This is a genomic window from Saccharothrix syringae (genome assembly GCF_009498035.1).
GTDB lineage: Bacteria > Actinomycetota > Actinomycetes > Mycobacteriales > Pseudonocardiaceae > Actinosynnema > Actinosynnema syringae.
Genome location: NZ_CP034550.1, coordinates 6,072,330 through 6,084,959 on the forward strand (window position 1 = coordinate 6,072,330; position 12,630 = coordinate 6,084,959).

General features: G+C 71.5%; 3 protein-coding genes and 1 pseudogene. 2 read left to right on the forward strand and 2 right to left on the reverse strand.

Annotated features, from left to right (window positions below):
• Nucleotides 1–25: 25 nt before the first annotated feature.
• A pseudogene (locus tag EKG83_RS25950) lies at nt 26–9,253 on the reverse strand (amino acid adenylation domain-containing protein); the annotation flags it as partial.
• A 123-nt stretch (nt 9,254–9,376) separates the two neighbouring features.
• Nucleotides 9,377–9,598, reverse strand: coding sequence for an MbtH family protein (locus EKG83_RS25955; protein ID WP_033433597.1), 222 nt, complete (start codon nt 9,596–9,598; stop codon nt 9,377–9,379).
• A gap of 416 nt (nt 9,599–10,014) precedes the next feature.
• Here EKG83_RS25955 and EKG83_RS25960 point away from each other — a divergent pair, with 416 nt between their 5' ends.
• Both EKG83_RS25960 and EKG83_RS25965 read left to right on the forward strand, forming a co-directional pair.
• A complete protein-coding gene (locus EKG83_RS25960) occupies nt 10,015–12,216 on the forward strand; it encodes an ATP-binding cassette domain-containing protein (RefSeq protein ID WP_228122203.1) in 2,202 nt (733 codons plus the stop codon).
• Nucleotides 12,213–12,605 (forward strand): hypothetical protein, encoded by a 393-nt coding sequence (locus tag EKG83_RS25965; protein WP_033433568.1) that lies wholly within the window; start codon nt 12,213–12,215, stop codon nt 12,603–12,605. Before EKG83_RS25960 ends, EKG83_RS25965 begins: the two co-directional genes overlap by 4 nt.
• Nucleotides 12,606–12,630: the final 25 nt, after the last annotated feature.

Below are 12,630 nucleotides of genomic sequence, written 5' to 3' on the forward strand. Positions count from 1 at the left end.
GTGCGGCGTCCGGGCGCCGCGGTGGTCACGGTGTGAGCAGGCCGCCCAGCGCCGCGCCGATCACGGCGGCGTTACGCGGCCAGTACATCTCCTGGTGTGTGCAGGCGACGTCGAACCGGCGCAGGTCACCGGTCACCAGCGGCCGCCACAGGTCGGCGAACTGCTCGTCGAGCACGCGCTCCCGGCGGGTCTCCGGGTCCAGCAGGGCGTTGAAGAACACCGCGTCGCCGCGGTACACCGGTTGCGTGTAGCGGCGCATCCGGAGCGTGTGGTCGACGACGATCGACGCGGCGGTCTCCAGCAGCCGCGGGTAGCCGTCGACGTCGGTGAGGTGGCCCATGTAGTTGGCCAGGAACGCACGCACCCCGGCTTCATCGGGCACGTCGTAGCGGGCGAACATGTCACCGGGCACGCAGTCGATCAGCCCGAGCAGGCCGATTTCGTGGCCGCGCTGCTGGAGTTCGACGGCCAGCGCGTGTGCCAACGTGCCGCCCAGCGACCAGCCCAGCACGTGGAACGGCCCGGCGGCCTGGACCTCCAGCACTTGATCGGCGTAGTCGGCGACCATCTCCTCGACGGTGCTCGGGCGCGGCGCGTCGGCGCGGAATTCGCGTGCCTGCAATCCGTACATCGGGTGCCCTGCAGGCACGTGCGGCACGAAACCGAGGTAGGGCCAGCACAGGCCGCCTCCGGAGTGCACCCACCACAGCGGCGGGCGGTCGCCCTCGGTGCGCAGCGGCAGCACTACGGCGAACGGGTCCACCGCAGCGGGCAGCGAGATCGCGGCCTCGGCTGCGAACTCCGGTTGCCGGCACTCGCCGGGTAGCTGCCCGGCGAGCCCGGCGACGGTCGGGTGGGCGAACACGGTTCGGATCGGCACCTCGACACCCAGCCGCTCACGGATGCGGTAGATCAGCCGGATCGCGCGCAGCGAGTGGCCGCCCCGGTCGAAGAAATCGTCGTCGACGCCCACTCGGTCCACGCCGAGCACCTCGGCGAACAGCCCGCACAGGGCCCGTTCGTCGTCGGTAGCGGGCGGTCGGTAGGCGCTGCCCGCGAACTCGGGTGCGGGCAGGGCGGTCCGGTCGACCTTGCCGTTGGCGGTCAACGGCAGGCGCTCCAGCACCACGACGGCGGCGGGCACCATGAACTCGGGCAGGCTGCGGGCCAAGCCGTCGCGAACTGCCGAGGGCAAGACTGCGGCGTGCCGGGACAGGGCGGGCGCGTTGGCCGTCGGTCCGGTCGGCTTGCCCGCCCGGTACACGCCGTCCAAGGCCGTGGCGGGTTGGTCGAGCACTACGGCTTCGAACTGGTCGGGCGCGTCGGGCGACCAAGTGCAGTATGCAGTTCGGCCGAGGGCCGCGCAGCGTCGGATCAGTTTCTCGGGGTCCACCTCGCCCGCCTCGCCCGCCTCGCTCGCCAGCCGGGCGTTGGGCAGGCGGGTGATCCGCACCGGGCCCACCGCGTTCAGCAGCGGGTCGAGGTCGGCCGGGTCGCGCAGGTCGACACCCCACACCACGTGCGGCAGGTCGGCGGCCGACCGGGTGTTGACGGGGGCGCGGTGCAGCACGACCTCGTAGCGGTGGCGGGTGAGCTCGTTGTGCGCGGTGCCGCGCTTGAGCCGGATGTCGACGGCGGCCGACCGGTTGCGCGCCCACGCGTCGAAGAACACCGGGTCCAGCAGGAGTTCCTTCTCCCCCAACACGGCCTGCTCGACGGCTGCGCGCACGGCGGCGTCCGAGGCGTCCGGGTGCCGGGCGCGGTGCACGGCGGCGTGGAACCGCCGCACGGTCGCGTAGTTGCGCACGTCACCGACCATCAGTCGGCCGCCGGGCGCGAGTGCGGCCCACGCGACGTCCAGCACTCGTTCCAGGTAGTCGGTGTCCGGGAAGTACATGACCACCGAGTTCAGGATTACCGTGTCGAAGTGGCCGGTGGGCAGCCCCGTCGGGTCGTCGGCGGCCTGCCAGCGCACCCGGACCCGGTCGCGCAGCACCTCGTCGCGGTCGACGTGGTCGCGCAGGCGGTCCACGGCGTGGGCGGAGAAGTCGGTGGCCCAGTAGCTGTCTACGACGGGCGCGAGCGGGCGCAGCAGCAGGCCGGAGCCGACGCCGATCTCCAGCACCCGGCGCGGCACGTACGCGGTGATGCGGTCCACGGCGGCCTGCCGCCACCCGGTCATCTCCTCCAGCGGGATCGGCGCGCCCGTGTAGGAGCTGTTCCAACCGGTGTAGTCGTCCGCCAGTGGGCCGGGGTCGACCGGCCGGTCGTAGACGTGCTCGTAGACCTCCTGCCACTCGGTGAGCTGGCGATCCGGGTCGGTCGCGCCGGGCTCGTGCCGGTCGGGCACGACGTAAGCGACCAACTGGCGTTCGTCCAGCGCGTCCACGTAGGGCAGCACGACGGCCCGCGCCACCCCGGGCTGGCGCCGCAGCGCCGCCTCCACCTCGCCCGGTTCGACCCGGAAGCCGCGCACCTTCACCTGGGTGTCGGCGCGGGCGACGAACTCCAGCCGGCCCGCCGCGTTCCACCTAGCCAGGTCGCCGGTGCGGTACATCCGCTCCCCCGGCTGGCCGTACGGGTTGGCGGTGAACCGGTCGGCGGTGGGGCCGGGCCGGTCCACGTAGCCGCGCACCACGCCCGCGCCCGCCGTGTACAACTCGCCCACCACCCCGGGCGGCACCGGGCGCAGCGCGGCGTCGAGCACCAGCAGGTCGCTGCCCTGCGTGGGCACGCCGATGGGCACCGGTGCGCCGTCCAGGTCGGCCAGGGCCACGACATGCCGCGCGGCGAACGCTGTGTTCTCCGTCGGGCCGTAGCCGTTGACCAGCCGCAGGTCCGGGCAGGCGGTCAGGGCGCGGCGGGCGGTGGCGGGCGGCAACACCTCACCGCCCACCCACAGCTCCGCGACCCCGGCCAGCGCCTCCGGCCGGTCCTCGACCAGCAGCGCGAACAGGCCGGTGGCCATGCAGATCCCGGTAACGCCGCCCGCCACCACGGTGTCGGCGAGCACGCCGGTGGCGAACCGCCCCGGTGGGACCGGCACGATTGCGCCGCCGGATAGCAGCGGCACCCACAACTCCCAGGTGGAGGCGTCGAACGTGTGTGGCGAGTGCAGCAACACCCGCCGGTGACCGTCGCCTAGGCAAGCGTCCACGGCCAGGTCGACGATGTTGCGGTGAGTGGCCAGCGCGCCCTTGGGCGAACCGGTGGAACCGGAGGTGTAGATGATGTAGGCGGCGTTGTCCGGTGACAGCGGCACCTCCGGGTTGTGCGCGGGCAGGTGACCCCGGTTTCGCTCGGCCCACTGCGCGTCCAGCAGGGTCACCGGCGCGGCGTCGGCGAGCACGAAGTCGATCCGTTCCCGGGGGTACGCCGGGTCGATCGGGACATACGCCGCGCCGGCCTTCAGCACGCCGAGGGTGGCGATCACTAGCTCCGGCGAGCGCTCCAGCATGATGCCGACCCGCCGCTCGGGTCCGGCGCCGGCGGCGATCAGGTCATGGGCGACCCTGTTGGCCTCGGCGTCCAGTTCGGCGTAGCTCCAAGTGCGCTCGCTCGTGATCAGTGCCGGGGCGTCGGGCGTGCGCCGGACGTGGCCCGCGAACAGCGCGACAGCGGTCGTGGCAGGTGGATCCTCGCCGCGCCCGCGCCGACCCAGCGCCAGCACGCGGGCCCTTTCCGGGCCGGTCAGCAGATCCGGTGCGGAGATCGGGACGGCCGGGTCGGCGACGAACGCGGCCAGCAGCCGCCGCCAATGGCCCAAGTGGGCGGTGATGGTGGCACGATCGAACAGATCGGTGGCGTACTCGGCGAAACCCAGGATACTACCATCGGCCCGCTCGGACAGGCTCAGCGACAGGTCGAACCGGGACGTGCCCTGGTCGACCGGTTCATAGGCCACCCGCAGGCCGGGCAGCTCGAAATCGGGCTCGGCGTTGTTCTGCACCGCCAGCGCCACCTGGAACAGCGGGTTCGCCGAGCCGGAGCGGACCGGGTTCAGCTCCTCCACCAACCGGTCGAACGGCAGGTCTTGGTGATCGTAAGCAGCCAGGCTCGCCTCGCGCACCCGCCGCACCAGCTCGGTGAAGCTTGGATCCCCGGAGGTGTCGGTGCGCAGCACCCACGTGTTGACGAAGAACCCCACCAGGTCGTCGAGCGCCGCGTCGGTGCGGCCCGCGATCGGCGAGCCGATGGCGATGTCGGTGCCCGCACCCAGCCGGGTGAACAGGGCCGCCAGCGAAGCCTGGAGCACCATCGCCACGGTCGCGCCGCACGCCTGTGCCTGGGCCGCCACGCGGCGGCTCAGGTCGGCGTCGAACCCGAACGCCAGCAACTCCCCCGCGTTGGACGCCACGGCCGGGCGCGGCCGGTCGGTGGGCAGGGTGGTGGTCTCGGGCAGCCGGTCCAGCTGCCGTGCCCAGTAGGCCAGCTGTATGTGGTGGGCGCTGGTCCTGTCATCCGGGTCGCCGAGCAGCTCCCGTTGCCACATCGTGTAATCCGCGTACTGGACGGGAAGCGGTGACCAGCCCGGCGCAGTGCCGCCGAGCCGGGCCTCGTAAGCGGTGACCAGGTCGCGGGCCAGCGGCGCCAGCGACCAGCCGTCGCCCGCGATGTGGTGCAGCACCACCAACAGCACGGATGTGTGCGAGTCCAGCCGGAACAGCACCGCCCGCAGCGGCAGGTCCCGAGTCAGGTCGAACGGGCCGCGCGCCACCTCCCGCAGTGCCGCTGGCAACTGTGCCTCGGACATCGGACGCACCTGGAATGGGACGCGGCAGCCCACCGGGTCCAGCACCCGCTGCCGCGGCTCGCCGTCCACCTCGACGAACACCGTGCGCAGCGCCTCGTGCCGGGTGACCACATCGTGCAGCGCGGATCGCAGCGCCTCCGAGTCGACCTCACCGGTCAACCGGAGCCCCAGTGGCCAGTTGTAGGTCGCCGACGGGCCCTCCAGCCGGTGCAGGAACCACAGCCGGGCCTGCGCGGCCGAGGCCGGCACCAGATCGTCCGGGCGCGGCCGGGGACGCAGCGGCGGGCGACGGGTGCCAGTGCCCAGCGCGGCGGCCAGCCCGGCGGGTGTGGGCGACTCGAACACGGCACGCAGCGGCAACCACACGCCGGTCTCCGCCTGGATCCGGGTGACCAGCTTGCCCGCCAACAGCGAGTGCCCGCCGATGTCGAAGAAGTCGTCGTCCGGACCTGCCTGCCCGTCCAAACCCAAGACCTTCGCGAACAGATCGCACAGCAGTTCCTCGTGCCGGTCGCGGGGCACGCGGCGGCTGGACGTGGCGATCAGGGCGGGTTCGGGCAGGGCGGCCCGGTCCAGCTTGCCGTTGGGGGTGGTGGGCAGCGCGGCGACCGCGACCACGGCAGCGGGCACCATATACTCGGGCAGATGCTCGCGGGCATACGGGCGCAGGTCGGCCACCAGTGCCTCCACGCCGCGCGCGGCAGCCGGGTCGTTCACCACCGGGCCGGGTCGGATCCGGACCGCGCCCGCGACCACCCGTTCCGGCCGCGGCGGACCGGGAAACAGCACGGCATCGAACCGCAGCGGGTCCGGTGCGGGCACGGCCACCAGGTCCAGGCCGTGCCGGACGGCCTCGGCGCGCAGCACGTGCGGGTCCACCCGTGGGCCGGGGACGGGCGTGCCGAACACGGCACGGGTCGCGTCGGCGTCGCGGGCCAGACGGGCGTCCGGGATGCCGTCGACGCGCACCGGACCCGTCCGCGCCGCGGCGAGGATCGTGGCCATGCCGTCGACACCGTCGGTCCAGCGGTGGACGGGCAGGTCGTGCACCGGCACAACAGGCGCGGATTCATGGTGCAGCGCCACCTCGTAGCGGTGGGCGGTCAGCTCGTTGTGACCTGAACCGGCCTTGAGCCGCACGTCGACCGCGCCAGCACCGTGCCGCTCGCCCCAACCGGTAAACCAGCCGGGGTCGACCAGGAGTTCCTTCTCCAGCAGCACGGCTCGGTCGGCCGCTGCCGCCACCGCCGCAGGACGGGCCCGCCGATCGCGGGCGTGCCGGATCGAGGTGTGCAGCAGGCGCAGGGAGGCGTACCGGCGCACGTCGCCGATGACCAGCCGCCCGCCCGGCGCGAGCAACGGCCACAGCCTGGTGAGCACGGCGTCGAGGTAGTCCTCGTTGGGAAAGTACTGGACGACGGAGTTGAGCACGACGGTGTCGAAGTGACCGGGCGGCAGGCCGGTCACATCGTCGGCCGCCTGACAGCGCAAACGGACACGGTCCGCACGGCCGGTGCGGACCAGGTCGGCGTGCAGCCGGTCCAGGGCGGTGGCGGAAAAGTCGGTGCCCCAGTACTCGTCGACCGCGTCGAGCACGCCGTGCAGCACGAGCCCGGTGCCCACGCCGACCTCCAGTACCCGGCGTGGCCGATGACAGGTGACCCGTTCCACGGCCGCGTCCCGCCAGGACCGCATGTCAGCGCGCGGGATCGGCTCGCCGGTGTAGCCGGACTTCCAGATGCCAAAGTCTTCCGCCGGGTCACTGGCAGCCGGTTCTGCGTATGCCTGGTCATAGACCTCGCGCCAAGCCCGGACCTGGTCGAGGGCCGCGTCGGGGGTACGGTCCGGGCGCGGCACCACGTGCGCGACCAGCCGCCGCCCCTCGTCCGTGCCGCGCACGGTTACCACGGCCCGCGCCACGCCGGGGTGTCCCGCCAGCACATGCTCCACCTCGCCCGGCTCGACCCGGTAGCCACGTAGCTTCACCTGGTCGTCCACCCGGCCCCTGTGGTGTAGCCGGCCCTCGGTGTCCCAGCGGGCCAGGTCACCGGTGGCGTACAACCGAGATCCGGGCGGCCCGAACGGGTCGGCCACGAACCGGGCCGCGGTCAGTCCCGGCCGGCCGAGGTAGCCGCGCGCCAAGCCGTCGCCCGCGATGTACAGCTCGCCGGTCACGCCTATCGGCACGGGAGCGAGGCGCCGATCCAGCACGTGCACCCGGGTGTTCGCGATCGGCTGGCCGATCGGCGGTGCGCCTCCATCGGCCACGGGGCCGCTGGTGGACCAAATCGTGGTCTCGGTAGGGCCGTAAAGGTTGGTCGCTCCCACCGTTCGGGCGACCAGCTCTGCCGCCAGGGCCGCACCCAGCGGCTCACCGCCGACCAGCGCCCGCACCGGCAGCGTACGCCGGTCCTCGGCCAGCAGCGCCTGCCACAACGACGGGGTGCCTTGCAGGACCGTGATCGCCTCACGACCGAGCAGGTCGAGCAGGTCGGCGGAGCGGGCGACCACCGCGCGCGGCGCGACGACCACACACCCACCTGCCGTCAACGGCAGGAACAGCTCCAGCGCGGCGATGTCGAACGCCGTCGTAGTGACCGCGAGTAACCGGTCCGCCGGCGTCGGCGCGAACTGCTCCGCCATGGCGTGCAGGAAGTTCAGCAATGCGTGACGGGTGACCACGACGCCCTTGGGCACGCCGGTGGAACCGGAGGTATAGACGACGTAGGCGGCCGACGCCGGCAGTTGGGGGACCTCCGGCGATGTGTCCGGCCAGTCACTGGGCACGTCGGCGTCGCGCAGGGTCACCAGGGGTCGACAGTCGGCGAGGATCCGCTCGGCCCGTGCCGGCGGCTGGTCCGGATCCAGCGGCACGTACGCGCCGCCCGTCTTGAGTACCGCCAGCAGGGCCACGACCAGGTCGGCCGAGCGCGGCAGTGCCACCGCGACCCTCACCTCGGGTCCGACGCCGGCGGCGAGGAGCCGGTGCGCCAACCGGTTCGCGCGGGACTCCAGGTCGGCGTAGCTCAGGTCGACGCCGTCGAACCGCACGGCTGGCGCATCCGGCCGCACGGAGGCCCGGCGGGCGATCCATCGGGTCAACGGTTCGGCGGGCACGGACGTGGCGGTGCGGTTAAAACCGTGCCGTAGCAGGTTGCGCTCCCGGTCGTCGAGCATGTCCACCGCGCCGACCTGCAAATGCGGCCGATCAAGCACGGCCCGCAGCACGCGCTCGAACCGGGTGGCGATTGCCTCGGCCGTGGCTCGGTCGAACAGATCGGTCGCATACTCGACGCCCACCACCAAGCCATCGCCGTCGAGTGCGGGCCGCAGGTTGAAGAACAGGTCGAACTTGGCGGTGCGGGTGAAGGCGGGTTCCACCGACACGGCCAATCCTGGCAGCGCCAGGTCCGGCAGTGGGGTGTTCTGCCATGCTGTGAGCACCTGGAATAGTGGATGGTGCGCGGTGCTGCGGTCCGGGCGCAGCAGCTCCACCAGCCGCTCGAACGGCACATCCTGGTGGTCGTAGGCCGCAAGCGCCTTGCGCCGCACCCGGCCCAGCAGCTCGGCGAAACCCGGGTCGTCGGACAGATCGACACGCAGCACCCACGTGTTGGCGAAGAACCCGACGAGGTCGGTCAGCGCCTCGTCGGTGCGGCCAGCGATCGGCGAGCCGATCACCAGGTCGTCGCCCGCGCCCAGCCGGTGCAGCAGCACAGCCACCACCGCCTGGAACACCATCGCCGGGGTCGCCGTGTGCGCGCGGGCCAGGTCGGTGACAGCGGTGAGCACGGCGGCGGGCAGGGTGCGCTCGACGATGTCGCCCGCGTCGCCAGCCACCGGCGGGCGCGGGCGGTCCAGGGGCAGCGGCAGCGGCTGGGGCACGCCAGCGAGTTCGTCGCGCCAGTAGCGGCCCTGCACTGACAACGGGCTCGTCGGGTCGTCCTCCTCGCCGAGTAATTCTCGCTGCCACAGCGCGTAATCCCGGTATTGGACGGGCAGTGGCGGCCAGTCCGGGGCGCGGCCGGCTCGGCGGGCGGCGTAGGCGGCGCCCAAATCGCGGGCCAGCGGGGCCATCGACGCACCGTCGGCGGCGATGTGGTGCACCACCATCGCCAATACGTGTTCCTCAGGGCCGATGCGCAGCACCGAGGCGCGCAGCGGAATGTCGCCGGACAGGTCGAAACCCTCGATGACAGCGGTGTGCACCGCGTCGGGTACGTCCGCCGCGTCGACGTCAAGGACCGGTACCGGCAGGCACACCTCGTCCACCGGCAGCACCCGTTGCACGGCGGTACCGCCATCGTCCTCGCCGTACACCGTGCGCAGACTCTCGTGCCTGCCCACGACGTCCCGGATCGCCCCGGCGAGCGCGGCCACGTCCAGCGGGCCGCGCAGCCGCAGCGCCAGCGGCAGGTTGTAGGTCGCCGACGCGCCCTCCAGGCGGTGCAGGAACCACAGCCGGGCCTGTGCGGGTGACAGCGGGACCGGGATCGGTCGGGAACTTGACTGCGCGGTCACGGTGAACTCTCCTCCGGGTGTCCGGGTTACTGCGCGCAGGCACCTGCCATCCGGGACGGACAGGCGCCCTGGGCATGTCCCGTCGGCGGGACACCGGAAAGGTCAGGCGCGGCCCTCCGCCATCGCCTCTCGCAGGCTTTTGGGCCGCAGGTCGGTCCAGTTCTCCTCGACGTAGGCCAGGCACGCGGCCCGGCTCTGCTCGCCGAACACGACCCGCCACCCGGTCGGCACCTGGAGGAACGCCGGCCAGAGCGAATGCTGCTCCTCGTCGTTCGCCAGAACGTAGAACCGACCGCTCTCGTCATCGAAAGGATTCGTGGTCATTATTCGCCTCTCACCGGCGGTGTGAATTCGCAGCCTCCCGGGCTCCACGCGGTGATTCATTCTTGCCACAAAACCGCGGTGTTCGTCAACGCACCGGCGAGTGCATTACCGGCCGACCCGATCCCCGTCCGGCGCTGTCCCGTCGGCGGGACAGCGCGGGCGCGCACAAGCGCGCACCCGAACCGGGGCACCTTCCACCACTGGGACATCCTGATTTGAGACTTCTGGAACGTGACCACGCGTTCAGGTGCTTGCCGATCTCTACAAAGTCCCAACGTATGGTTCAACGATAAAGTGGAACCGTGAAACTCTCCAACCGCCACGTGCCCACCTCCCCGGTGCCGGAGTGGATAAGGGTGACCGGTGCCCGCGAGCACAACCTGGCGAACGTTGACGTCGAGATCCCCAAGCGGCGGTTGACCGTCGTCACCGGAGTGTCCGGGTCGGGCAAGTCGTCAATGGTGTTCGACACGATCGCGGTGGAGGGACAACGCCAACTCAACGACACGTTGCCCGCGTTCGTGCGCAGCTTCCTGCCCAGCTCCGCACGGCCCGCAGTGGACCTGATCGAGCACTTGCCCGCCACCATCGCAGTGGACCAGCGTCCGCTGACCGGCGGCCGACGCTCTACCGTGGGCACCATCACCGACATCGCCCCTCTGCTGCGGCTGCTGTTCTCCCGTGCGGGCGAGCCCTTCGTCGGGTACGCCGACGCGTTCTCGTTCAACATGCCCGCCGGCATGTGCCCCGAATGCGAGGGCTTCGGCGAGGTCGTTGACGTCGACCTGGACCGCTTCCTGGACCGCGACAAGTCGCTGGAGGAGGGCGCGCTGCGTCCAGCGGTGTTCAAGGTCGGTTCCCGGGACTGGTACCTGCTCGCGCACTCCGGCCGGCTCGACCCGGCCAAGCCGGTCTCCGCCTACACCGAGCAGGAGCTGGAGGACCTGCTCTACTCGACAACGGGCACGGTGCTGCTGGAGGTCGCGGGCCAGGAGGTCAACGCGTCCTATGAGGGTGCTGTAGTCAAGTTCCGCCGCCGCTACCTGACCGCGGACGCCGAGGCGGGCTCACGCACCAAGCAGATGGTGCAGGAGTTCACCACGTCCGCGCCATGCCCGGCGTGCGGCGGCACCCGGCTGTCTCCGCTGGCCAGGGACAGCAAGATCAACGGCTACGACATCGCCCAGTTCTCCGCAATGGAGAGCGAAGAGCTGCTGGCCGTGCTGCGCGGGCTGGACCTGCCGCAGGCCAAGCCGGTGGTGGACGCACTGGTCACCCAGGTGGGCCATCTGGTGGAGATCGGGCTAGGCTACCTGAGCCTGGAGCGGCGCACGGCCACACTGTCCGGCGGCGAGTCACAACGAGTCAAGATCGTGCGGCACCTGTCGAGCAGCCTCAACGACCTGCTCTACGTGTTCGACGAGCCCAGCGCGGGCCTGCACCCCCGGGATGTGCACCGGCTGACCGATCTGCTCCACGCGTTGCGTGACAAGGGAAACACCGTGCTGGTCGTGGAGCACGACCGGGACGTCATCGCCGCCGCCGACCACGTCATCGACATTGGTCCCGGCGCGGGTGACGCGGGCGGGCACGTGGTGTTCACCGGCACCGTCGCCGATCTCGTCAAGGCGGACACGCCGACCGGCCGCCTGCTGGCCGACCGGCCCCGACTCAAGCAGCGGCTGCGCACCCCGACCGGTGTGCTGCCCGTGGTCGACGCGAAAACACACAACCTGCGGAACCTGAACGTGGACTTTCCCGTCGGCGTGCTCACCGCGATCTGCGGCGTGGCGGGTGCGGGCAAGTCCAGCCTGGTCGGCGGGGCGTTCCAGCGCCAACATCCGGACGCGATAGTCATCGATCAGGCACCGCCGCACGCCAACCGGCGGTCCACGATCACCACCTATACCGGCGTGGCCGACCAGATCCGCGCCGAGTTCGCCAAGGCCAACTCGGTCAGCCCGGCGCTGTTCAGCCCCAACTCGACCGGCGCCTGCGAGACGTGCAGCGGACTGGGCGTGGTGTTCACCGAGTTGGCCTCGTTCGACGGTGTCTCGTTGGTGTGTCAGACCTGCGACGGCCGCCGCTTCAACGACGAGGTTCTCGGCCACACGCTGCGCGGATGCAGCATCAGCGACGTGCTGGAGATGACCGTCGCGCAGGGTCGGGAGTTCTTCGCCAAGAGCCGCAAGATCAGCCCGGTGCTGACCGCGCTGGCCGACGTGGGCCTGGACTACCTGCGGTTGGGTCAGCCGCTGACCAGCCTGTCCGGCGGCGAGTGCCAGCGCATCAAGCTCGCCGGGCACCTACACGGCAAGCACCGTATCTACGTGCTCGACGAGCCGACCAGCGGCCTGCACATGGCGGACGTGGGACGGCTGCTGGACGTACTGGACCGTCTCGTCGACCGGTACGGAGCCACCGTCATGGTGATCGAGCACAACATGGACGTGGTGGCGCACGCGGATTGGGTGGTGGAACTGGGGCCGGAGGGCGGCAGCAGGGGTGGCCGACTGCTCTACCAGGGCGAGCCGCGCGGCCTGCTCGAGGTGCCTGGCTCGCCCACTGCCGTATACCTGCGCGACGCGATCGCCGAGCCCGAAGGGAGTCGGGTGTGACCGCATCGGACACCGCACGCCGCCGCCTTGCCGCGGCCGTCGTCCAGGCCGCCGAGGCGGTGTCGGACAAGCTGTCCGAGCATCCGGTGCGCGGCACCGAGCCGTACCCGATCGGCGCGGTGCTGCCGACCCTCGCCGAGCAGCACCGGGCGCTGCTGGCGGCCGTGGCCGTCATTGACGAGCCGCTGGCGGTGGACGCGACGGGCAAGCAGGACCCGCTCACCGGCGACCTGGCCGCCTTCATGAGCTACCTCCAACTGCTGGTGGTGCTCTACCACGGGCTGACCGAGATCCCGAAACCCATGCAGGTCAACGCCTCCCGCAACATCTCGGCGGTGCGGCTGGCGGCGGGCAAGGTGCGCGACCACGCCCGTCGGGCCGCAGGCTGACCCATGTCACTCATGGAGCGACGGG

Bases quoted from the DNA above. Each gene is read 5' to 3' on its own strand.
- EKG83_RS25955 (WP_033433597.1), bottom strand. From the start codon at position 9,598: ATGACCACGAATCCTTTCGATGACGAGAGCGGTCGGTTCTACGTTCTG.